General features: G+C 69.3%; 19 protein-coding genes. 7 read left to right on the top strand and 12 right to left on the bottom strand.

The annotated features are described in order from the left end of the window. The first annotated feature begins 438 nt into the window (after positions 1–438). On the top strand, positions 439–1,815 hold the full coding sequence (locus ACIGO6_RS38675; protein ID WP_399885040.1) for a cytochrome ubiquinol oxidase subunit I: 1,377 nt from the start codon (positions 439–441) through the stop codon (positions 1,813–1,815). Between the two features lie 84 nt (positions 1,816–1,899). Further along, positions 1,900–2,934, top strand: coding sequence for a cytochrome d ubiquinol oxidase subunit II (locus tag ACIGO6_RS38670; RefSeq protein WP_399884978.1), 1,035 nt, complete (start codon positions 1,900–1,902; stop codon positions 2,932–2,934). A gap of 62 nt (positions 2,935–2,996) precedes the next feature. On the opposite strand, the gene ACIGO6_RS38665 is transcribed toward ACIGO6_RS38670, so the two are convergent. From ACIGO6_RS38665 to ACIGO6_RS38640, 6 genes are all read right to left on the bottom strand, one after another. Further along, on the bottom strand, positions 2,997–3,218 hold the full coding sequence (locus ACIGO6_RS38665; protein ID WP_399884976.1) for a hypothetical protein: 222 nt from the start codon (positions 3,216–3,218) through the stop codon (positions 2,997–2,999). A 305-nt stretch (positions 3,219–3,523) separates the two neighbouring features. Then, a complete protein-coding gene (locus tag ACIGO6_RS38660; RefSeq protein ID WP_399884974.1) occupies positions 3,524–3,745 on the bottom strand; it encodes a hypothetical protein in 222 nt (73 codons plus the stop codon). Between the two features lie 17 nt (positions 3,746–3,762). Beyond that, positions 3,763–4,716, bottom strand: coding sequence for a MerR family transcriptional regulator (locus ACIGO6_RS38655; protein WP_399884972.1), 954 nt, complete (start codon positions 4,714–4,716; stop codon positions 3,763–3,765). A 33-nt stretch (positions 4,717–4,749) separates the two neighbouring features. Further along, entirely contained in the window at positions 4,750–4,941 is a 192-nt protein-coding gene (locus ACIGO6_RS38650) for a hypothetical protein (protein WP_399884970.1), read from the bottom strand. 426 nt (positions 4,942–5,367) lie between these two features. Then, complete coding sequence (locus tag ACIGO6_RS38645) at positions 5,368–6,138, bottom strand: GNAT family N-acetyltransferase (RefSeq protein ID WP_399884968.1); 771 nt, start codon at positions 6,136–6,138, stop codon at positions 5,368–5,370. A 302-nt stretch (positions 6,139–6,440) separates the two neighbouring features. After that, positions 6,441–7,484, bottom strand: a complete 1,044-nt coding sequence (locus ACIGO6_RS38640; protein ID WP_399884966.1) for a hypothetical protein — start codon at positions 7,482–7,484, stop codon at positions 6,441–6,443. Positions 7,485–7,837: 353 nt separating this feature from the next. Here ACIGO6_RS38640 and ACIGO6_RS38635 point away from each other — a divergent pair, with 353 nt between their 5' ends. Continuing rightward, the gene (locus tag ACIGO6_RS38635) at positions 7,838–8,362 is read left to right on the top strand and encodes a hypothetical protein (RefSeq protein ID WP_399884964.1); all 525 of its coding nucleotides are present in this window, start codon (positions 7,838–7,840) and stop codon (positions 8,360–8,362) included. Between the two features lie 80 nt (positions 8,363–8,442). Here ACIGO6_RS38635 and ACIGO6_RS38630 read toward each other — a convergent pair whose 3' ends face one another. The 3 genes from ACIGO6_RS38630 to ACIGO6_RS38620 all read right to left on the bottom strand — a co-directional run bounded on the left by ACIGO6_RS38630 (position 8,443) and on the right by ACIGO6_RS38620 (position 11,368). Further along, on the bottom strand, positions 8,443–8,577 hold the full coding sequence (locus ACIGO6_RS38630) for a hypothetical protein (RefSeq protein ID WP_399884962.1): 135 nt from the start codon (positions 8,575–8,577) through the stop codon (positions 8,443–8,445). Between the two features lie 342 nt (positions 8,578–8,919). Further along, positions 8,920–10,335 carry an amidase gene (locus ACIGO6_RS38625; protein ID WP_399884960.1) on the bottom strand — a complete coding sequence of 472 codons (1,416 nt, stop codon included), beginning with the start codon at positions 10,333–10,335 and terminating at the stop codon, positions 8,920–8,922. Between the two features lie 343 nt (positions 10,336–10,678). Further along, positions 10,679–11,368, bottom strand: a complete 690-nt coding sequence (locus ACIGO6_RS38620) for a nitroreductase family protein (RefSeq protein ID WP_399884958.1) — start codon at positions 11,366–11,368, stop codon at positions 10,679–10,681. 107 nt (positions 11,369–11,475) lie between these two features. On the opposite strand from ACIGO6_RS38620, the gene ACIGO6_RS38615 reads away from it, so the two are divergent. After that, the gene (locus ACIGO6_RS38615) at positions 11,476–12,090 is read left to right on the top strand and encodes a TetR/AcrR family transcriptional regulator (RefSeq protein WP_399884956.1); all 615 of its coding nucleotides are present in this window, start codon (positions 11,476–11,478) and stop codon (positions 12,088–12,090) included. 158 nt (positions 12,091–12,248) lie between these two features. Here the strand turns inward: ACIGO6_RS38615 and ACIGO6_RS38610 are convergent, their stop codons facing one another. The 3 genes from ACIGO6_RS38610 to ACIGO6_RS38600 all read right to left on the bottom strand — a co-directional run bounded on the left by ACIGO6_RS38610 (position 12,249) and on the right by ACIGO6_RS38600 (position 20,023). Further along, positions 12,249–15,350 carry an amidohydrolase family protein gene (locus ACIGO6_RS38610; protein WP_399884954.1) on the bottom strand — a complete coding sequence of 1,034 codons (3,102 nt, stop codon included), beginning with the start codon at positions 15,348–15,350 and terminating at the stop codon, positions 12,249–12,251. Between the two features lie 792 nt (positions 15,351–16,142). Then, positions 16,143–16,490: a hypothetical protein gene (locus tag ACIGO6_RS38605; RefSeq protein WP_399884952.1), complete on the bottom strand. Its 348-nt coding sequence runs from the start codon at positions 16,488–16,490 to the stop codon at positions 16,143–16,145. A gap of 602 nt (positions 16,491–17,092) precedes the next feature. Then, a complete protein-coding gene (locus ACIGO6_RS38600; protein WP_399884950.1) occupies positions 17,093–20,023 on the bottom strand; it encodes a tetratricopeptide repeat protein in 2,931 nt (976 codons plus the stop codon). Between the two features lie 398 nt (positions 20,024–20,421). Between ACIGO6_RS38600 and ACIGO6_RS38595 the strand changes: the two genes are divergently transcribed. The 3 genes from ACIGO6_RS38595 to ACIGO6_RS38585 form a co-directional block, all read left to right on the top strand. After that, positions 20,422–20,778, top strand: coding sequence for a hypothetical protein (locus ACIGO6_RS38595; protein ID WP_399884948.1), 357 nt, complete (start codon positions 20,422–20,424; stop codon positions 20,776–20,778). A 303-nt stretch (positions 20,779–21,081) separates the two neighbouring features. Further along, positions 21,082–21,639 (top strand): hypothetical protein, encoded by a 558-nt coding sequence (locus tag ACIGO6_RS38590; RefSeq protein ID WP_399884946.1) that lies wholly within the window; start codon positions 21,082–21,084, stop codon positions 21,637–21,639. 219 nt (positions 21,640–21,858) lie between these two features. Beyond that, the coding region (locus ACIGO6_RS38585) for a serine/threonine-protein kinase (protein WP_399884944.1) at positions 21,859–23,304 on the top strand (1,446 nt) is incomplete at its 3' end.

Genomic DNA, 23,304 nt, shown 5'->3' with positions numbered 1-23,304 from the left:
GGCCTGGAGCGAGGCCAGGCCGACCGGTAGTCCGGCCGCGGGTTCCGAGGCGGACGGCTGGAGTTCGGCGACGTGGACGAGGGCGAGCAGGTCGCGGTGGCGGTAGAGGGCAAGGGCGCGACAAGGCCAGCCAACTCCTCCGCCGCATCGTCGTCCATCTCGAACGGATGCCGTGCCGGATCCGCATCTGCCCAGGTCAGGTTATGGCGGAGGCGGCAGCGGGGCTCATCTGCGCCGAACGGCGTACCGGCGGCAGTGGACCGCGCAAGCCGTATCCGAAGGCGCCCGTCGAGCGTGGCGATGCCGGTCCTTCCTCCCTCCCGGGCGATACTGTCATGTCTGAAAAATCAGCTAAAAGAATCTTTTTCGATAGCTTTCCGGGGAGTACTCGTGCCTGTGCTCGATCGTCTCGCCTCCGGCGTCCAGTCGTTCGCCGCGATGGCGGCGGACCGGGTGACGGACGGCGATCTGGCCGCGGCCAGGGCACAGATGGGCTTCTCACTGGCCTGGCACATCATCGTGGCCTGCCTCGGCGTGGGGTTGCCCGCCCTCACACTCATCGCCGAGTGGTACGGAATCCGCACAGGTGATCCGGCGCACCGCCTGCTGGCACGCCGATGGGCCCGTGGAATGGGGGTCCTGTTCGCGGTGGGCGCTGTTTCCGGCACCATCCTCAGCTTCGAGATGGGCCTGCTGTGGCCGGGCCTGATGGGCACGTACGGGCAGGTCATCGGCTTGCCGTTCGCGCTGGAGGGCATCGCGTTCTTCATCGAGGCGATCTTTCTGGGCATCTACCTCTACGCCTGGGACCGGATGCCACCCAAGCGGCACCTGCTCACCGGCTTGCCGATCGTGGTGGCGGGCGTGGCCTCGGCGTTCTTCGTCGTCTGCGCCAACGCATGGATGAACCAGCCCCGCGGATTCAGGCTGCGGGACGGGGAAGTCGTCGACGTGGATCCTTGGGCGGCCATGTTCAACCCCGCGAGCCCGCCCCAGACCGTGCACATGATCCTGGCGGCGTTCATGGTGGCGTCATTCCTGACCGCCGCGGTCTATGCGGTCGCCATGCTGCGGGGCCGCCGGGACGCCTATCACAAGGCGGGTTTCTTCATCCCGTTCACACTGGGAGCGGTGGTGACCCCTTTCCAGATCGTCGTCGGCGACTGGGCCGCACGGTTCCTGGCCGAGTACCAGCCTACGAAGCTGGCCGCCATGGAAGGCGTGTACACCACCGGATCCCACGTGCCCCTGACCCTCGGCGGCATCGCCCGCGACGACGCCCTGCGCTACGGACTGGAGATCCCGAACGGACTCTCCCTGCTGATCGGATACCACCCCAGCACCGTTGTCCAGGGCCTGGACAAGGTTCCGCGCAGTCAGTGGCCCGCAGTGACAGCGGTGCACTGGGCGTTCGACCTGATGGTGGCCGTCGGCTTCTTCCTGTTGCTCCTGGGGGCCTGGCTGCTGTTCTCGTGGTGGCGTGGCCGACGCGGGAGCGGTGAACTGCTCGACCAGCGCGGATCGCGTGCGTTCCTGTGGCTGGCCGCGATCGCCGGTCCGGCCTCGGTGATCGCGTTGGAGAGCGGCTGGTGCGTCACCGAACTCGGACGCCAGCCGTGGATCGTCTGGGGGATCATGAGTGTGCGGGACGCCGTCAACCCGGCGCCCGGGCTGATGACCGGCCTGTGGCTGGTGCTGATCGTCTACGCCGCCATGACCGTCGCCACGGTGTACGTCCTGCGTCGTCTGGCAACGCGCACGGCCGTGCCGCTCGCGCCGCAGGAAGAGGACGTCGAACGTTACCCCGTCGTGTGACCGTGAGAGCTCCCGTCATCCGCTGCTGCGGTGCGGCATGAACCGATCCGCGCCCCGATTTCCCGGCCACCACTGGAGGTCATCGTGCTTGCAGACACGGCACTCGCTGTCATGTGGGTGGGTCTCACCTGCTATGCCGTCTTCGGCGGTGCCGACTTCGGCGCAGGCGTGTGGGACCTCCTCGCCGGCGGAACCCGACGAGGACGAGCCCGGCGCCAACTCGTCGAGCACAGCATCGGTCCGGTGTGGGAGGCCAACCACGTCTGGCTGATCTTCGTGGTCGTGCTGCTGTGGTCGGCCTTCTCACCGGTCTTCGCCGCCGTGATGTCCACGCTCTATCTGCCGCTGACCCTCGCGGCCCTGGGCATCATCGCCCGTGGGGCCGCCTTCGCCTTCCGCAAGGCCAGCACGGAACTGTGGCAGCAGCGTCTGTTCGGCGCCTGCTTCGCCCTTTCCTCGCTGATCACACCGTTCTTCCTCGGCACCGTGGCCGGCGGCGTCGCCTCCGGACGGGTCCCGCCCGGCCTCGCCGAGGGCGACGTCCTCACCAGCTGGCTCAACCCCACGTCGGTCCTCGGCGGCGTCCTGGCCGTGCTCACCTGCGCCCACCTCGCCGCGGTATACCTGTGCGCCGACGCCGCCCGCGAGGGCCGGACCGCTCTCGCCGCCGACTTCGCCCGCCGCGGCATCTTCAGCGGCCTGGCGTGCGGTGCCGTGGCGTGTGTCGGCATCGCCGTCCTGAACGCCGATGCGCCGGACCTCTTTCACGGACTGACCCACCGCGGCCTGCCCCTTATTGTCCTCAGCGCCGTGGCCGGTCTCAGCGGGCTCGCCCTGCTGCACAGGAGACGCTACGTACTGGCACGCCCCACCGCGGCGCTGGCTGTCGCCGCGATCCTGTGGGCCTGGGGCGCGGCGCAGTACCCGGCCATGCTGGTGGGCGGTACGACGGTCGACCAGGCCGCCTCCGACGGAGCAGTCCTCTCCGCCTGCCTGATCGCGCTGGCGGTAGGAGCGGTCCTCCTGGTGCCCTCCCTCTGGCTGCTGTACGCGACCTTCCAGCGGCGCCCCCCTGCCGCGCCGCCCGAGGCGGGCCCCCAGACTCCCGGCTCCCACTGAGCAAACCTCGACGGCTCCAGACCGGTCGCTGTGATGTCCAGTTGTCGGCCGCGGTCCGGATGTCACGGCGCATGTGGTGCCATCAACCCGGCCAGCTCACCGATGTCGGGGGCGAGTTCCTCGGCGTGTGGGGCGGCCTGTTGCAGCCACGTCGCCGTGGCTGCCGCCAGCTCGGAGGCCTGATGCCCGTGACCGTCGCCGAGCAGCTCCTCGATCCTGAAAGCGAGGCCGGCGAGCTTTCGTCGTCGGTTTCCGCCGAGTGGCCACCGGATCTGAGATCCCACCTGGCCCTGCTCGGGGGCTGTCCTGGAGGTCTGCCATCCCCGAACGAATTGGTCCGGCGCCCTCAGCTTCGGCCTCGTCACCGTGCCGATCCACGTGGTCGGCGCGACCGAGACACCTCTGCCGCTCAACTCTGCTGGCCGTCTCCCCGGACCTCCGGCCACGCAAGGACACCGTCTACATCCTCGACGGCACCCTGGTGTCCACCCGCACCCCACAGACAGTCGGCAGCCGCCACGAAACCACGCCGCGTGGAAGGCTCTCGACTGATGAACGGATGACGACTGAGTGCCCTCCCGTCGCCCCATCAGCTCCGGCGCCCCACTGCCTTCGCCTTGCCGCGCGCCCAGCCCGCAACGACCGCACCGGTGGCGACGGCGACGAGGTAGGTGGTGATGCTCGCCGCGAATCCGCCTGGCAGCCAGCCAAGTAGGCCGGCGTTGCTGTAGTCGACAAGTTGGCGGATCGCTCCCTGCCCCCCAATCACGAAGAGAGCCGCGCCGAGGACCTGTAAAACGTCGTACTTCACGTGATGCCCTCCGGAACTCAAGAGGTCGCTGCCGCGGCAGAACCACCGCGAAGAACGGTGGTGAACCACGTGTAAACGGGGGCGAGTGTTGGTGATTCAGGCCATCCATTGATCGTCGCCAGGAGCTGCCAATAGCGCTTGGCGTGTGGGTCAACGGTCATCTGCAGGCGGGCGACGAGCCAGCGACGCAGGTCACCGTCGCCAGCGCGGTCGAACGCGTGGCCGTAGAGACCGCCCAGTGATTCGGCAGGGGGTGCGGCTGTGGCGGAGGCTGGGAGGATGCCTGCGGATACCGCTTCGTCGATGCGTTCACGCATCGCTTGATCGAGACCGTCGTGCAGGCCGCTGACGTCCTGCTGGGAAGGTTCTTTCGCCTGCTCCTCAGCCGTGCGCCGTATCGCGGTACGGAAGTCTGGGTTCTGGCAGAGTTCGGCGAGTTCCACCCAGGCCCTGACCTGTTCAGGCGTGGGATCGTCGGGGAGCTCGGGCAGTGCGGATCGCATCAGAGTCACGAACTCGGGGTTGGCGTCAAAGCCGCTGAAGACGTCGTCGACGAAGCCGGTTACGAGACGGCGTTGTTCGGACTGGGACAGCGTGGCGAGTCGATGCATGAGGTCCATCTCCATGGTTGTGGTGGGGCCGCGTCCGGCGACTGCTCGTAGTACTGCCCGGCGCAGGCGGAGGGTCTGGATCTGTACGTCCAGAGCGTCGGCGTGTGCTTCGGCCACTTGCGGTATGGATGCCTCCCGGTCCAGCACCCTCCGCACGGTCACCAGGTCGAGGCCCAGGTCGCGCAGCGTGCGGGCCAGCTCCAGGCGTGCGAGTGCGTTGCGGCCGTAAAGCCGGTAGCCCGCCGGGCTGCGGTCGGTCGGCGGGACGATGCCCTGGTCGGAGTAGTACCGGATGGTCTTTACCGTCAGACCGGTCCGGCGGGATAGTTCTCCGATGGAATAGAGCGTGTCACTGTCCATGCCTCCAGCTTGATGTCTCCCCCCACGGGAGACTCAACCGGGCATGCCGAGGTGAACGGCACGCTGGGCTCGGGATACCTGGGCATCAAGTTGCTTCAGGGCGTTCTCGGCTCCGGCAAGGCTGACTTTGAGGCCCTCGGCCTCGCCGCGCCAGCCCTGGCGCTCGCCCTCGGCGATGCGGGCGCCGGAGGAGCGAGCAACGAACACAAGCGTGTTCAGGAACACGCAGCATCGCTGGCGTGGGGGCGCCCGGCGCTGGTCAGCAGTTCTGGGCGTTTGATCACGGCCCAGGCGAGTCGTCGCTGCCCGGCGGGCCGTGTCGTGGCCCCCTCAAGAGCGTCCCGGATGGTGTCCACGTCGGGTTCGGCGTCGAGTCCGTGATCAGCTGAGCAATTTCCCTGAGTGGATCGCCGGCGGCGTCGGGGCACTTGGCGCATCGGGGCAGACCACGGCGGTCGCGGCTGAATACTCGCCGTTGCTGGTGGCAGCCCGCCAGACGGCGGGTGTGTCGAAGCAGGGTGAGCATCCCCATCGTCCGCCCGAGCGACTGCCGACGTAGGGGCTGGGGCGTCCGCACTCGCCGTAGTGGGGCAGGGCGGTGCCCTGAGCGCCCACTTCATGCAGGGCCATCAGCAGCTTGGCGACGGGCGCTCAGTTGCCCGGCTCGAAGATGTACGGCCGAGTGAAGGTGACCACCTCGAAGCCGCGCTTGCGCAGGATTGGTTCGGAGGTGGGCAGCGCATCGGTGACCAGCAGCCTGCAGCCGCGTTCCCTGGCCTGCCGCAGCCGGGAGCCGACCACTGCGGTGAAGAAGCCCTGCCGACGGTGGGTCGTCCTGGTCCGGGCGCCCGCCAGCTCGGCGAACGGGCCGCCAGCCTGGAAGTAGACCCGTCCGCAGGAGACCGGCTCGCCCTGGGCATAGGCGATGTGCACGCTCATCGTGTCAGGCTGCTCTTCGAGTATCTGAGCCAACTGCCGACGCTCCTCGTCCGCGTTACGCCGACCGATCTGGCGGGAGATCTCGGCGTAGTCGTCGAGCTCAGCGCCGTCGGTCACCTGCCGCACCTCGTAACCGGAGGTGTCGAAGAGCGCCGATGCTGCCTCGGCGACTGGGAGTATCAGCACCTGCTCCTCCTCGTCGGGTTCAAAGCCCGCTGCCTCGAGTGCGGCAGTCAGGCCCTGCTGCCTGTCGTGGCCGTAGACTTTCCACTCCAGGGTGTAGCCGCCGGACCGGGCGAGCTCCCGCTCTCCGCGGACCAGTTCCACGACCTCGCCATCCACCAGGTCGGCGAAGACGATCCGGCACTCCGAGCCATCCGCCGAGTACTCGCGCACCAGGTCGGCGTGACCGGCGGCGACACCGCTCGCGCGCCGCAGCGCGTCGAGTTCCGCCAGAACCTCGGTTTTGACTGCTTCGTTCATGTCGGTCCTTCCTCGTCAGACGCCCGGGCCAGGCCTTGCTCGGGTGTGCATGAAGTCGTCGCTGACGTGCGTGTAGATGGCCGTGGAACTGTCGCAGTCGTGACCGACTCGCTGCTGGACTATCTTGAGTCCGGGCTGGCTTCGCGCCTGCGACCTTGATGTTTGCGTTGAGGACGCTGTTGTCGAGGTGGAGATTGCAGCGGCGTTCTCGTAGCACATGTCCGACTGATCGTTATCAGGGTAAGACGCGCTGTTGCGGTTCCTGATGAGGTGGTTCATCTCCATGCGGCTGGTGCTGGGGTTCACGAGGGTGGGGGTCCTGACGCGTGACGGGGCCGGCCGAGTTCCTGATCGCGTTCGCGGGCCGCAGCCTCCTTCTGAGCGCGGTAGCGGTGGACTGCAGGCTGGTCGTCGATGTGTTCGGCAGCCGCGATTGCGGCGTCGAGGACTCCGTCCATCCAGAGTCGAGGAATCCCGTGCAGGTCCGGCTCGCTGACGGCGAGCAGTCGGTGGGCTGTTGAGTCGTCGGGAGCGATCGGGACGAGGAGGAAGCACTCCTTGACGAAGTGCCGCCATATTCCCTGGTCCAAGCCGTGCTTGCGGGGAGGAAGGCAGCGCTGGGCCTCCTGAAGTGTTTGCCATGCGCCCGCATAGTCGTCGGTTCGGCGTTGCAGCCGAGCCAGGGTGAGCAGTGTGCTGACCCTGGCTCCTGACCACGACGAATCACTGATCGCGACGGCTTCTTTCTGTACTTCCACGGCTTCGGTGAGGTAGCCGAGCTGAGCGAGGTGGAACTGCAGTGTGTTGAGCGTGTCGTCGGTTCGGGGCTCACCTGCCGCCCACTCGGTTATGAAGAGGCGGGACGCCTCGCGCTCGCCGAGACGCGCGGCGTGGTGGGCCCACGATGTGAGTCCTTCGTCTGCCGGATCGGAAGGGAATCGTGTGCGTTGCCGGTCCAGCCACTCCTCGACGGCGGCATCGGTATGCCGGGCCGAGGTGATGTCACCCAGGATGCGTTCGCGGTCGGGGTGGGAGCTGGCTCGCACCGTCTCCGTGGCGACGGCGATACCTGTGGTGAGGAGATGGTAGAGGTGGTAGCCCAGCGCCGTATCGAAGCTGATGTTCTTGGCGTCCCAGTGCAGCCACAGGTCCTCCACCTGCCGGTGTTCGGCGACCAGGAATCCCGCCAGTGTCAGGTCGGGGGCCATGCCCCAGGGGACGGCCTCGCGGTAGTAAGTGATCTGCTGCTGGAGGAGGAAACGCAGGAACGTCAGGTCCTGGGGGCGGCGGTCGTATTGCAGTGCCCACAGAACTGCGAAGCGGGCGGCTCTGTTGCGGTCGGCCATGGGACCCTCGGCGGTGATCTGAGCGCAGTAGGCCAGGTCGGCCCACGTCGCCGGGTCCTGCCGTGCTCGTTCGAGAGCGCTTCTGGGTCCCCGCAGGAGACGGTCCTGCTCTTCGGCGGTATTCATCGTCTTCCCTTCGCTTGTCTTTCGTGATTCTGTCTGCTCGTTGCTCGCCCAGTGCGCCGACGAGTTGGTCGCGGAGGCGCCGGTTCTCCTCGGTGAGTTGCCGGAAATGCCAGCCCTCTGGCCAACGCGCGTAGACCCCGGCACTATCTCGGTGCACGATCTGCCCCACCGCGCACCACCTGCACAGTCACCTCACATGGCACACGACTCTTCGCAGGAGGTTTCACGTGAAACATCTCAAAGCGGTCGTCAGCGTTCGGATCCGCTCGATCCTGACCGCGCTCGCACTCGTCGTCGCTCCCGGCGCCGTCGTGATCGGAGCGGCGGGCGACGCCTTCGCCGTCACCAAGATCAGTCACTCCACCGCCACGTCGATGTTCCGCCAGGTCGGCATCACCTGGTCGTCCTCGGGTGGCTGCTCCAGCCGCAACAACCCGACCTGCACGTCATTCGAGCAGCTCAACCTCTCCACGGCCCAGGGTGCCCAGACTCTGAAGCGGGCCAGCGGCTGCGCGCTGAACATCACCGGCGGCACGGAGACCGGGCACGCCTCCGGCACGTACTCGCACTGGAACGGCTACAAGCTGGACTTCAGCAAGTACACCTGCCTCGGCAACTACATCAAGAACACCTTCTCCTACATCGGCGTGCGCGGCGACGGGTCCCCGCAATGGCGGTCCGCTTCCGGCAACGTCTACGCCGACGAGGGCAACCACTGGGACGTCACCTACTACAACTGCGGCGGCTGCTGAGCACGTACCGCGGACAGCATGCGTGAACTCCGGCTTCATGGGCCGGGGTTCACACGTCCGCAGTGCGTGCGGACGAAGAACTACTTCAGTGCGACGGCGTCCCCGGTCGAGACGACCCGTGTCGTCGTGGTCGTTCCGGGGAGGTACCAGCGCCAACTGCCGGCCGAGGTCGCCGTCGCAGTGGTGCTGAGGCTGCCGGTGCTGTTGGTCCTCACCGGATGGACGGTGCTGTCGTGCGCGGCACTGGCCCTGGCTGATGGTGAGCTTCGCACGCTTGGCGACCGGCTCGGTGACGACCGGCGCCCACGCCCAGTTTCAGGAGGTCCAGCACCTCCGCCTGGAGTGAGACGTGCGCCCGCAGGTCCTGGACCGCCAGGTCGATCTCGTCGACCTGGGGCTTGAGGACATCGAGGACGTCGGCGCCGTGCTCCTCGTACAGCGAGGACTCCTCGACGGGGATTCCGTCGTCTCGGCGTCGTCCTGCACCCCTGCGCCTCCATCAGCCCGACGGACCCTGCAAGTCTCTCAGTAGGCCGCATTTCGGCCCTATCGGAATGTCAGGAGTCCTGGATGCGCGGGAAGGGCTGTTCCGCCTCCAGTTCGTACGCGATCTCCAGCAGTTGGCGTTCGCTTCCGGGGCGGCCGGAGAACATGACGCCGACGGGGAGTCCGCCGTCCGTCAGGCCCGGGGACGGAACCGAGACCGAGGGGGTGCCGACGACGTTGCTGACCGGCGTGAAGGCGACGTACGCGAGGATGCGCTCGATCAGGGTCGCGTAGGGGACAACAGGGCTGAGGTGTCCGATCGGCGGTGTGGTGTGGGCGAGCACCGGTGAGAGGACGAGGTCGAGCCCGCGGAAGGCGGCCGCATACGCCTCCTTCGTACGCTTCAGCCGTCGCAGGACGCCCGGAGTGTGCCGCCAGTCGCGCAGGTACGTCTCACGCAGCCCCCGGCTGAGGCCGTCCATGCGCTGGCGGTCGAAGTCGGCGCCGAGGGTGCGGCCCGTGACGCCGAGGAGGAACGCCAGAAGGCCCCAGAAGGTGAGGAAGTCGTCGGTGAAGCGGGGGTCGATGGCCAGTTCCACCGGCTCCACGGTGTGGCCGAGCCGCTCGAGTGTGGTCACGGTCCGGGTGACGGCCGCCCGTGTGGCGGTGTCCGAACGGACTCCGTTCGGCGAGTCCAAGAGCAAGCCAATGCGCAACCGCCGCTCCGAGGGGCCCTCGACCAGGCCTACGGGAGGCAGTTTCGGATTGCGCCAGTACGTCTCGGCGCCAGCCAAGAACGCGGCGGCGTCCCGCACGGAACGGCTCACGACGCCGTCGGTGACGATGTCCAGCGGCAGTTGACGGCTCTGTGCGTTCGCCACGACGCGGCCCCGGGACGGCTTGAGTCCGACCAGGCCGCAACAGGCGGCGGGGATGCGGATCGAGCCGCCGCCGTCGTTGGCGTGCGCGATCGGCACCGCTCCTGCGGCCACGAGCGCGGCGCTGCCGCCGGAGGATCCGCCCGCCGAGTAGCCGGTGTTCCAGGGGTTGCGGACGGGTTCGGCGCCGTCGTACTCGGTGGTCGGACTGAAGCCGAACTCCGGCAGCCGGGTCTTGCCCAGTACGGTGACGCCGGTGCTCAGGAACTGACGGGCAAAGGGCGCGTGGCGGCGGGCGGCCCTCGGCGTGAAGGCCGCGCTGCCGTGGCCGGTGGGCAGAGCCAGGTAGTCGGTGTTGTCCTTGACGAAGGTCGGCACACCAGCGAAGGCGCCGCCCGCCGCGGCCGGTTCGGCCGGGGGGTCGATGCGCAGCTGGACCGCGTTGAGCTGCGCGTCGGCCGCTGCCACCCGCTCGGCCGCGTCCCGGGCGACCTCCGCGGCACTCACCTCATTCCGGCGGATCGCCTCGGCTAGCCCCACGGCGTCATGGTCTCCCAGAGCGTCGTCGCGGAAGGCGTGCACCGTGGTCCGTTCGTCGAAAGTCGTCACCGCTGCTTCGGCCCCCGGTCGTGTGGACGGTTTCGCTCATCGTCTCTTACCTGCGAGTAACACGCGAGGACTTCGCCCGGATCGGCGCCGGCCCCGACGGCTGCAGCGCTGGGGCATGTTCTTCCGGATCATGGTGCCGCTGATGAGGCCAGGACTGACCACGCAGGCATCTTCACCTTCCTGCTCTCCTTCCAGGTGTACGCCATGCGCTCGTCCTTAGGGACGTGAACACCCAGACGGCCTCGGTGTTCCTCGCCTCGCAGATCGGGCGGACCGCAGAAAGATGCCAACGATGCTGAGTCCGGCCAGGTGGATGGTCGCGGTCTTCTCGTAGCGAAACTGCCTAGTCGTGGAAGGCCGTGGTCGACTCGAGTGGAGCCCGCTCGGTCTTCACCCGATTCACCGGCGCCGCCTCGTCGGCATACCCGAAGGAGATGCCGACGAGCAGCTTCCCTCCAGTGACGCCGAGTTCGGCGCGGACGGTGTCGGCGTAGAAGCTCAACAGTCCCTGCGGGCAACTGTCCACGCCGTACGCGGTCATTGCCAGGAGCAGTGTCTGCATGTAGGCGCCGACATCCGCGGCCAGCCGGGCCTCTCCGTCACCGTGGACGAAGAGGAACGCCGCGTGCGGCGCGCCGTAGAAGCGCAGGCTTTCCGAGTCGTAGGCCGCACGTGCCGTGTGATCATCGGGGCCGATGCCCAGTGCCCCGTACAGTTCGGCACCGAACGCCGCCCGACGTGTCTGGTGCACCTGCGCGTACATCCCTTCGGAATACGGGAAGTCCACCGAGGTGCGCCGTTCGGCGTGGGCCGTCTGCAGGGCACCGGCCAGGCGCTGACGTGCCGCGCCGCTCACCACCTGCACCTGCCACGGTTGTGCGTTGGAGTTGGACGGCGCGGTGCCGGCCAGCGAGAAGATCCTGCGCATCGTGTCCTCGGGGACGGGTTCCGGACGGAACGCGCGGGTCGCGTGACGGCCGCGTATCAGCTTCTCCGCGCAGCTGCTCAGCTCAGTGGGGACGGACCTGCTCATGGGACTCCTTGATGACGAACGAGTTCGTGTAAACGATGTCGTTTACATATGGAGGTCACCATAACGCGGCATGCCGACCGAAGTAAACGAGTGCGTATACTTGCTCCATGAACACGACGGCGAGTTCGACGGCCACGGCCTCCCAGCGGCGAGGGCGCGGCGGGCGGGAGCGCATCCTGGCCGCCGCCGCCCGGCTGTTCGCGACCCAGGGCATCAGCGCGACCGGCATGGAACAGGTCGCCGAGAAGGCGCCGGTGTCCAAACGGACGCTCTACGCGCACTTTCGAACCAAGAACGATCTGGTCATCGCCCACTTGCAGGGCCTCGCGTTGTCGGGGGCCACCCTGGAAGGCGTGCTGACCCGCGAGGACATCCCTCCGCGTGACCGGATCCGCAGGTTGTTCGACCAGCCGGTGGCGGACGCGGCTCCGGTGCGCGGGTGTCCGTTCATCGATGCCGCCGCGGAGTTCCCCGACCCGGAGAGCGCGGTGCACTCCTACGCCCGGGAGCAGAAGCTGCGCATGGTGCGACTGATCGTCGCGCTGGTGACGGAGATGGGCTGCCGCGAACCACTCACACTCGCCGAGCAACTGGCCACCCTCGCGGACGGGGCGGCCAGCCGTGCCATGGTGCTGGACGAAGCGGACTACGGCCGACACGCGCGGGCGGCGGCGGAAGTCCTCCTCGATCAGGCTCTGCCGGGAGAGGCGGAAAAGGGCTGACGAGGAAGACGTCGGGCAGACGCCGTCGAGAGGCTGGAGGCGCGCCGGCGACCCGAACGACGGCAGGTGTTCGTTCAACGGGCCGTGCTCGGTTCACCGGCGGGCACCGACAGCGTCGGGCCGCGCGGGGATACGGCCCGACGCACGCTCGGCGTTCTTCACCCGCTGCAGCAGGCGTGCCGTGCCTCCTCCACGTATGCGTGCCCGTGCCACCAGAAGGCGCTGTTGGACGGGTGGTCGGGCACGGGAGGCAGCACGGTGCCGCCCCCGTCCGGCTTCCGGAAGCCGGACGCCGGGGCCTCGGAGAACGGCTGCATCAGCGAGTCGACGGTGTGCGCGATGCCGGACACGAGCACCTGTTCGACGTTGGCGGCGTCCTTGATGTCGGTGAAGGGATCACCGTCGACGACGGCGAGGTCGGCGTACATGCCGGGTGCGATCCGGCCGAGATCTTCGTGCAGGGTCTCGCCCGCCAGGCTGGTCGCGGTCGTCAGGGCCTCGTACGGGGTGAACCCGTAGGTGACCATGGCACGCAGGTTCATGTGCAGGCTGACTGCCGCGTGGTCGATCGGGGCGTCGGTGCCGGTGACGATCCGGCCTCCCCTGCGGAAGATGTCGAGGGCCTGCCGGACCTGCGCCCGGAGGTTCGCACGCCGTGCGCTCTGGTCGGTCCGGCTCGCGGCGTCGGCGCTCTCCCGGAGGGCGGCCATCCGCCACGGCGGATTCAGTGTCCGCACCCGGCGGTCCTCGACCAGGGACTTGTCCTCCCGGTACAGGGTGGTCGAACCGAAGAGGGTCGGTGTGCGGGCCATGTCCGACGCGACGAAGAGATCGGTGACGTCGGAGTAGCCCGTTCCGAGCGGTGTCACCGTGCGCGAGTAGCCGAAGCGGTTCGTCGCGCCCGTGTGCTCCATCGCGTCTCCGCCGAAGGCCATCGCCGGGTAGTGGTAGTGCGACGTGACGGGGATCCCGACGCCGTGCGCGAAGGCGACCACGCGCTTGTGCCACATGACCGGCAGGCGGACGTAGCACTTCATGAGGTCGTACTCCAGGCTCTTCGCGCGCTCCAGTTCGAGCTTCAGTTGGGCGTCGCTGAACGTGGGGCGCATGAAGTTGTAGTAGATGCGCGGCCCGTCGACCGCCTCACCCGTCGCGAAGTACCTGGGCGCGATCCGGGCGCCGGACCGGGTGGCCTCGCGCTCTTCGACCATGTGGTAAGCGGGGCTGCCCGGGGATCTCGTGGTGGTCACGCCCAGGGAGAGCCAGAGCCGTCCCTGCCGGTCGCCGTAGGCGTAGCCCTGCATTTCCCGGTGGTGGTGCATGTCGATGAGTCCGGGCATCACCAGCCGGTCGCGCGCGTCGATGCGTTTGCCCGCCCGGCCGTCGGTGTGCGGCTCCACGGCCCTGATGCGGTGTCCTTCGACCACGATGTCGACATCGCGCCGGAGCTCCTGGCGCAGGCCGTCCCACATTCGGCCCGCGTGGACCACGGTGCGCGCCGGCGGCCGGACGGCGGTCCACGTCAGGGGCACGGCGACCGTGCGGGGGCGCCCGCCGTCCGCCGGCACGAGGCGGAGCCTGCCGTTGTTGAGGTACAGGAGGTGCGTCGAGTCGCCGCTCCATGACGGTGCGTCGGTCACTTCGCCGGTGATCTGCCGGGGTTCAGCGACCGGCGTTCCGTCCGTGGCGACGTCCACGGTGTGCAGGACGCTGGCGACCGCGAACGCCATGCGCCTGCCGTCGGGTGACCAGACCGGCCCGTCGTCTCCCCTGGTCTGGATCGAGCGGCCGGCCACGGCCTCGACGTATCTGCCCCGCCCGGTGGTCCTGTTGACGAGCAGGATCTGGCTCAGCCCTTCGCGGAACCGGGCCGAGTACGGTTTCACCGCTGCCAGGGCGATCGTTTCGCCGTCGGGGGACCAGGTGGGTCTTCCGGGCTCGAACGTCGCGGTGAAGACCTGGCGCACGTCTCCGCTCGCCACGTCGGCGGTCCACAGCGCGCCGTCCTGGTCCAGGAAGGCGATCTCCTTTCCGCTGGGCGACCATGCCGCCGACAGCGCCGCCCTGGTACCGAGGTCGGTCAGTTGCCGGTCCCGGCCCGTGTCCAGATCCCTGATCCAGATGTCGAGCGTCCCGCCACGGTCCGTCGAGTAGGCCAGCTGCTTCCCGTCGGGCGACCAGGCGGGGTCGCACTTCCACCAGTGGTCGCGGGTCAGGGGCTGCGGCGCACGGCCGATCTTCATGACGTAGATGTCATTGAGTGCCCGGAAGGCGATGTGCTCTCCGTCGGGGGACAGCACCGGGCTCCCGATTCCGCGCACGGGCCGCGGCCCGGTGCTCTCGAAGTCGGACCGGCGCCTGGTGTACCTCGGCCTGCGGGTCGTGACGGCGGCGGAAAAGCCGATGGTCCGGGTGCCTGGGCCGTGGAGTGACCGTACGTGGATCCGGCCGTCCGCGGTGTAGAGGAAGCGTTCGCGATCGAGCCAGGACACCCTGAACGGGAACGCTTCCTGGTCGTCCACCAGGGGTGTGTCACCGGTCATCAGGTGGCAGCGCCCGTCATAGGTGAGGTGGTGGACCAGGCCGGCGCCGTCCGGAGTCCATTCCGGCTGGTGGATCACCTGGCCCGCGGGCACGGTGACACGGGTGCTGCGCCGGCCGGTGGTGCGGTCCACGGCCTCGATACGGGTGTTGTCCACCACGAAGGCCACCCGGTTGCCGTCCGGCGACCAGGCCGGCTCGTACTCCTCACCGGGGCCGTCGGAGAGTACGCCGATCCGTCCGCTGCCGATGTCGTACGTGTGGATCGCGTAACTGCCCGACGCGTCGCCCGAGAAGACGATCGAGCGCCCGTCCGGCGACCAGCGAGGCTCCCGGTGGTCGAAGGGGCCCTCGGTCAACTGGCGCAGCCCACCGCCGTCGGGCCGTACGGTCCAGAGGTTGAAGACCCCGTCACGGTAGGACTGGAAGACCAACCGGCCGCTGTCCGGGGACCAGTCGGGCTGCGCGATGTCGAACAGGTCGCTGGTCAGCCGCCGCGCGGGCCCACCCGACGCCGGCATCACCCACAGCACTCCCAGGAGGTCGAGGGCGATCCACCGGCCGTCGGGCGAGACCCGTGCCCCGAACGTGGTACCCGCGCCCAGCCGCAGGTTGCCCGTGCCGCTGGTGCCGGGACCGGCCGCGACGGCACTCGGCCCGGCCAACGACGTCAGCGCCACCGCGGCGCCGGCGCCTGCCAGGAAGCCGCGGCGGGACACCGGCGACGCCTTCACCCGTCGGCCGGACTCGGCTTGTTCCGGTGATGCCGCAGAAAACGCTTCGTTCACAGCACATCCCTTCAGCCGCACGAGGCGCCCGCCACCGGGCGCCTCCTTCATGAGTTGCTATGCCCGGTCGAGGGGCTGCGGGAGTCCCTGCTTTTTGGTGCCGCTGGGTGGGCACGAGGGTTCGCGGCCTCCAAATGGACGTTGCGAGCGGCGGTTGGCGCGGAGCTCCAGCGAAGTTGGGACGTGCCCCGGCATGCGTCGCCGGGGCACCCGGCTTCAGTCCGCGTGCCCCGACGCCTTTCCCCTCGGCAGCAGCATCCCTGCGGGTTCCCTTCGCGGTGGAGCGACCGGGCGGTGACGTGAACACACGGGCCGGCGGCCGGACCTCGGCTGCCCGGCCCGCAGCGGCCGCGGATCCTGGGGACGGAGCAGCGGTGTACTCGTCACCGGCGTTGGCTGACCGTGTTCGGCAAGTGCCCACGGGCTGCCGGCCGTTCATGCACTTCGTCGTGCCGGGCCTCTTGGCGAAATCGCCCGCCGGCGGCGTGATGCTCTGTGCGTCCTGCCCTGGTGCGCACTCCCCCTGTGGCTGCGTCGCCGTTCCGCCCGCCGCTCGACACCACAGGACGGCGCCGGACGGCGATCAGGTCGGATGTCGAGCATGAAAGCGAAGCAGCCGCAGGGCATGACAACTGGCACCCTTTCACCGAGGTGCAGCGCCGCGTTCCCCGGTGACAACACGGCCGTCTTTGTGAACGTCAGGCGGACCGCCGTAGCCCGAGATCAGTCCGCGTACATGAAGATCAGGCACAGAGCCGCGAACGGCACGACGGACGCGCCGAGCAGCGTCAGCGCCGCCGGGACGGCGGCCGTCAGTGGCTCCCTGCTCTTGCGCCGGCCCGAGCGGAACACCGCGCAGGCCAGGATGAGCGGCAGCGTCACGAGGGCGAGGAAGATCACCGGAGTCAAGAACCGGCTGAACGCGGTGGTACCGGTGCCGGTGGCCAGATGCCAAGTGGTCGTACCGAAGACCACTGTCGGGCCGGCCAGCAGGCCGAACGAGAGGGCCGACGCCACGGCGACGGTCAGCCCTTCGGTCAGCCGCTCGGCACGCGTACGCTCCCGGCGCACTTCCGTTGTCCCACTGTCCCCCACGCCCGTTCCCCCAGCTGTCGCAGTGCGGTGTCGCCAGCGCTCCGGAGAGCCGCTCAGCCTGTGACCAGCGGAAAGCGACAGCTCCAAGGCCCAAGGCTGCAGACACGAATGATCTCACGGCTGCTACCCATGCGTCGGAGTCCTCCACTCCCTCATTCGAATTGAGTTGCGCTCGGTCGGCAGCCCTTCCGCGATGTGCCTCGCACTCGCTGGGCAATGCGCTGCCCTCGCGCCCGGGGCCGCACCGTCACGCGTTCATGCGACGCCGCTCCTGAGGTTTCGGATCGATGTTCTGGCGGGGCCGGGCCGAGTCCGCTCTCGGCGGCGAAACCGTCGAGCAAGCTGGGCTGGTGCTGCATACGTTCGAGAAGGTGCGGGCCAGCGCGGCGAGTGCGTCGAGGCTGCGCGGCCCAGGCTGTGGGCTCGGCGTCGCCCGTAAGACCGAGGAGACGCACTCCGGCGAGTTCGAGAAAGTGACCCACCATGCCGGCCGAGCGGACCTGTTCGCCTTCCGTGGGCCGAGAAGTGAGGGGGACGTCAGCTTGCGGGGGCGGTGACGGCCCGGCCTCGGCGGCACTTCACTTCTCCTCGTCGCCGGCGGCGGGAGCGGCACGGGAGCCGGGCAGGCGGGCGAGGACGGCCTGGAGCGGGCGGATCATACGGAGCGTCCAGGCGACGCGCCGCTGCTCCTCTGTCTCCGGGCCTGTGCCGATAACCGTGGTGAGTTCGCCGAGCAGCCGCAGGGCTCCGGCGAGCAGGCGGGGGCTCGGGCGGTGGGCGAGGACAGTGGTGAGCTGACGGGACAGGTGAGGCCACTGCTGCTGCCAGGAGAGCAGCGCGCAGAGCCGGGCGGCTGCGGTGAGGGCCTCGCGCTGGGTGGGCAGGTGGGCGGTGATCAGCTCAACGAGGGGGCGGGCGAGGGACTGTTCCGCGGTCGCCGCCGGTACCGCGAGCTGGATCTTGAAGCCCTGGGTGAAGGAGTTCACGGCGTCGTCGGGTCGGCCGTCGTACACCTGGGTCATGCCCCGCCCGATGTACGCCCACGGATACTCGGCTTCGCGGGTGAGCGCTCTGTCGAAGCAACGCTCGGCGTGCTCGAGGTCCCCGGCTTCCCAGAACAGCCAGCCCTGCTGGGCGAAGACCGTCGCATCGGGTTCCGCAACGCTGCGGAGTGCGTGCCGGAGGCACTCCTGGGCCTCGTCCGCGCGTCCGAGCCCGTGCAGGGCCCAGGCACGCAGCGAGAACGGAAAGGAACTGGTGAGCAGCTCCGCCGGGACCGGATCCACGAGTGCACGGTCGATCTCGCGCAGGCACTCTTCCCGGCGGCCGACGTCGCGCAGCCGGTCCGCCAGATGTACCCGGTACCAGAGCGTGGACGGGGACAGTTCCACTGCTCGTTCCATCGCGAGGACCGCCTCGTCGTGTCTCAGCAGCCTGGAAAGGCAGCTCGACCGGTCGGCATGGGCGGCGGCCTGGTCCGGCTGGACCTGGATGGACCGGTCCAGGTCGGCGAGTGCTCGTTCGTGGTCCCCCGTGCTCGCGTACGCGTGGGCCCGCAGGTACCAGGTGAGCCCCAGCCCCTGGTCGAGCTCGATCGCATGGTCGAAGTCGGCGAGAGCACGTTCCCAGTCCTCCTGCCAGAGGTGGGTCTGTCCCCTGAACACGACCGGCCACGGGTCTTCCGGGTCCACCCTCATGGCTTCGCCGAAGTCGGCGAGGGCCTGGTCGTAACGGTCCGCGTCGCGGTGGGCCAGGCCGCGTGCGTAGCGGGCCTCGGCGTTCTCCGGGTCCAGGGACACCGCCGCGTCGAAGTCGGCAAGCGCCTCACCGGACCGTTCCGCATCACGGTGGAGACGGCCGCGGGCGAGCCGGGCGGCCGCCTGGCCTGCCGGGTCCAGCCCGGGGTGGCTGAGCAGGGCATCGAGTACGGGCAGGGTGTCGCCGTCGTCACCGCGTACGCTCGCCTGCAGTCGGCCGGCCCAGGTCGCCACGTCGGTGCGGCCGCTGTCGTGTCCCGCCTGTTCGAGCATCTTCAGCCAGCTCCGCGCCGTGACCGGACCACGGCGGGCGAACTCCGCCAGGGCCGCGAGGACATCGTTCAGTTTCTGGTGCGGGGCCAGGCACAGCAGGTGGTAGTGCTCGTTGAGCAGGTGTGAGAACCACGGTTCGAACGCGGCGTCCTGCTCGGTGCGTGCCCGCAGCGCGGCGTGGAACTCGGCCAGGGCCTCGTGCGCAGCCCGCCACTCGCTCGGTGACTGGGTACGCCGCAGCCGCACCATCGGCGCACGCACCACCTCGTGGTAGCGACAGCGGCCGGCCCGGTCCGTGACGAACGCCAGCGTCCTTATCCAGGAAAAGCGGTTCCTCGCTGCCTCCGGGACGACCGCGCGGAAGACGTCCTCGTCGAACTCCAGCGGCAGGGCGCAGGCAAGCGCCGCGGCCCGCAGTTCGTCTTCCGCCACCCATTTGAGGAACAGCTCGACCGCGGTGTGGGCGGGGTCGTCGACATGTTCGGCGGAACCCGGCCGCCCCTGGGCGAGCATGTGGACGAGGACCGGAAGCCGCCCGGACATCCTCAGGATGACCTCGACCACCGGTTCCTCGGTGATGCCCTGACCCGTCAGCAAAGCACGGGCCTCCTGCTCGGTGAACACCTCCAGCGGCACCTCGGTGATCAGGTCGCGCCCGCCGTTCCACACACGCGGATCGAGTTCGCCCTGGCCCGCCAGGACGACCTGGATGTTGGAGGGCAGATCGACGGAGGTTTCCCCGCAGGCCAGTCCGTACAACCAGGAGTCCAGGGCCGGGCCGGTCCGTTCGTACACATCGAAGAACAGCACCACCCACGGCCGTTGGGCGGCGATCGCGGCGAGGTCCTCCAAGAACACCGGAGTCAGCAGCGCGACCGGGTCCTCGGCCAGCTCGGCCGCCGCGGCCGCCCGGCCCCGTCCACCCACGGCGGTCCGTATCCGGTCGGTCCCCAGCGCGAGCTGCGCCGGATCCACGGCACCGGCGACCGCACCGACCACCGGCACCATGCCGAGCCCGATCAGCCCCGCCTGCGCGGCCAGCGAACTCCCCACCGACGGCTGAGCCGCCCCCGCTCCCGGCCCGTCCTGGGCCGCCGCCTGGGCGAGCAGCGCCACCCGGGCCTCGTTCACCCGCTGCCGCAGCCGCTCCGCCTGCTTGTCGAACCGGCGCATCTCACAGCCCTGTGCGGCAAGCCGCGCGCTGATGGCTTCCATCACTTCCAACGGCCCGTGTACGGCGTCGTCGAGATACACCGTCACCGCCCCGGCCTCGGCGGCCACGCTCTCCCACTGCCGCACCAGCGTGCTCTTGCCGACCCCCGCGTTGCCGTGCACATGGAACAGGAACCCGTACGCCGGATCCTCCGCCGACCGCCCGAAGTTCGCCCGGAACGCGTCCAGCTCGCCGCGCCGCCCCACGAAACTGCTCCGCCGGCGCCGCCTGATCAGCTCCCGCCGCGACACGACCTGCCGGGCCATACGCACCCTCCGCGTCCCTCACTGCGCTGCCGGACCGGACAGCGCAGAAGCCCACGATGCCCCACGGGCCGCGTACAGGGCTACGGACAGGTTCAGCCGTACGCCCCTGGAGAGGGGCGAGTCGTGGAGCGGCGGGAAGCCAGGACCCGGGCCCCGGTCATCGCGTCGGCCACGCCCTGGTAGGCCGGGCGGTGGGGCGACCATGACGAGCGCCCGCAGCGCGTGTCCTGCATCTATCGGGATCGCCGTCGGCTGTCAAGTCCCGAATGTCAGCGGCGTGACGTGATGCGTCGGCCAGGGCTTACTTGAGACACGGGCCCACGCAGAGCAGCCGGCCCACCCGCTACGACAGGGCCGTTCGGCAAGCCCCACGATCTTTCCTGCTGGAGGACACCCCCATGCACCGCATCTTCTCGGCGCAGCGCCTCGTGCTGGCCACCGCCTCGACCGCCCTGGCCGCGGGAGGTGTGCTGATACCCACCAGTGCGTCCGCCGCTCCGGCGACGCCGCACGCCGGCAGCGTGACCGCGACTGCGGCCGACCACGGTGGCCACGGCAAGCACAAGAAGAACAGCCAGGGCAAACACAAGCAGGACGGCAAGTACAACAAGGGTGGCAAGAACAGCAAGAACAATCGTTACGGTGGCGCCAAGAACGGCAACAACAATGGGCCCGTCACGATCATCGTCATCGGGAACAACAACACGGTCAACGGTAACGGTAACGGCAATGGGAACGGTAATCTTCTGACCTGACTTCTGCGGGCAGCATCGAGTTCACGGCCTGGCCGGACGGCAACGTCCAGCCAGGCCGTCGCCGTGGGCGGGAGCAGTGCGCCCTTGTCGTACCAGACTTTTAGACGGCGTCTTCGGTCCCGTCAAGTCCCGAGTCCTCGGAGCATGACGATGCTGTTCCGGTCGGGCCTAATGGAAGTACGGCCTCACCGGAAAGGAAATGAGACCACACCGAGGGAGAGAAATCCTCGTAGAGAATTCTTCCTTTCTCACGACCTCGGATTTGGGGCCGGTAAAAATCCCCCTTACAGAAGGAGAAGTCCCATGATTCGCAACATTCACACCCGTGGCGCCCGTACTCGTAAGGACGGCACGTCCAAGCGGCGGGGCTACCGCTTCGCGATGGTGTTCGCCTCGGCTGCCGTGGTCACCGGGGGCGTCGCCCTTCCGGCGTCCGCCGCGACGGCGGCTCCGAGTCATTCCACGGTCGCCAGTGCGGTCACGGGTGGTGGTTCCGGTGGGGCCGGGGGCGGCAGTGTCTTCGGCAACGGCGGCGCGGGTGGCGCGGGCGGCAGCAGCGTCTTCGGCGGCGGGGGCGGTGGCGGCGGCGGTGGCGGCAGTGTCTTCGGCAACGGCGGCACGGGCGGCGCGGGCGGCAGCAGCGTCTTCGGCAACGGCGGCACCGGGGGCTCCGGCGGCGGCAGCATCTTCGGTGACGGCGGTGCGGGTGGCCTCGGCGGCAGCAGCGTCTTCGGCAACGGCGGGGGCGGCGGCAACGGCGGCAACACCGTCTTCGGCGACGGCGGCGCCGGTGGCGCGGGCGGCACCAGCATCTTCGGCGACGGCGGCGCCGGCGGCCTCGGCGGCTTCAGCGTCTTCTGATCCCCCCCGGGGCCACCACGGCCCCCACCCGGAGCGGGGCGGGAGCCTTGGAGGCCTCCGCCCCGCTCCGTCTCTGGCAGCGTCCGCTCATCCTGGCGATGCCTTCGGCGGCTCAGGGGCGGGGAGCCCGGTCAGCCGGGTTGGTAATGAAATATCCTTGAGGGGGTCTTCCTATGCTCGCCGGGACTGCTACCGGGCGGTTCTGGAAGAGGGAGCGCCATGTCGGAGGAGTATGAGGCCGCCGGGCGTGTGATCGCCGGGCGTTACCGGCTGATGCGCCGGCTCGGGACGGGTGGCAGGGGTCGGGTGTGGCAGGCGTACGACCCCAATCTGCGGTGCGAGGTCGCGCTCAAGGAGATCGTCCTGCCGCCGGGCGTTCCGGAGGAGGAGGTGGGTGCGCGGATCACGAGGGCGCAGGGGGAGGCGCAGCACACGGCCCGGCTGCGTAACCATCCGCATGTGGTGACGGTGTACGACGTGGTGGAGTCGGGTGGTCTGCCGTGGATCGTCATGGAGTTCGTGCCGGGTGCGATGGATCTGGATGCGGTGGTGCGGGAGTGGGGGCCGCTGCCGCCCGCCGAGGTCGCCCGGATCGGGCTGGCGGTGTTGGATGCGCTGCGGGAGGGGCACCGGCTCGGCATCCTGCACCGGGACGTGAAGCCGGCCAACATCCTGGTGACCCGACCGGGCCCGCAGCTTTCCCATCCGGCGGAGGGCTGTCAGGTGCTGCTGATCGACTACGGCATCGCGCTGGAGCCGAGTTCCGGGGCGACCCGCCTGACCGCTCCCGCGGACTTCCTGGGGACGCCGGGTTACATGGCTCCGGAGCGGGCGCACGGGGAGCCGACCCCGGCCTGTGACCTGTTCTCGCTCGGCGCCACCTTGTACTTCGCACTCGAGGGGACCGGCCCGTTCGACCGGGACAGCCCGGTCACCACCCTGAGCGCGGTGCTGTCGGAGTTCCCCGCCCCGCCGCAGCGGGGCGGGGAGCTGACCCCGGTCCTGTTCGGGCTGCTGGCCAAGGACCCCGCACGGCGGATGGACGCCGCCGAGGCCTCCCGGCGGCTCGCCGCCGTCGCCGCTGCGCAGCCGTCGGCCGTCCCCGCGGGCGCGCCGCCGGCCGGGCCGGAGGAAGGGTGCGGCCCGAGGCCGCCGCGGCCCCGGGCCCCCCAGGCGTCCCCGCCGACCGAGCACCTGCCACCAGCCGAAGCAGCCCAAGCAGCCCAAGCAGCCCAAGCAGCCGAACCGGCCGAGTCGGAGGAAGCAGAAGAAGCGGAAGAAGCGGGCGAGCCGAAAAAGGCGGCGGAGGAGGCCCGGCGGGGGCGGCGTGTGCGGGTGCCCAGAGGCCGGCGGGGCGGGCTTCTTGCCGGGGTGGTGGCGGTGGTGCTGGCCGCGGGAGGCGCCGGTGTCTACCTGGCTCAGTCCGGTTCCCCAAGTCCGGACCGGGTGTCCTCGATCCGGGTCGGTGATTCCCCGCAGGGCATGGCGATGTCCCAGGACGGGCGTCGCAGCTACGTGACCAACTACGGCTCGGGTTCGGTGTCGGTGATCGACACCCTCACCAACCGCGCCGAGGACCAGTCCATCCGCGTCGGGAAGAACCCGCGGGACGTGGCGGTCTCCCCGGACCGGCGCCGGGTGTACGTGACCAACTACGGCTCGGAC

It is taken from the genome of Streptomyces sp. NPDC053750, from assembly GCF_044544295.1.
GTDB lineage: Bacteria > Actinomycetota > Actinomycetes > Streptomycetales > Streptomycetaceae > Streptomyces.
Note: the sequence above shows the minus strand (reverse complement) of the source record. Positions and strands in the feature narration are given on the sequence as shown.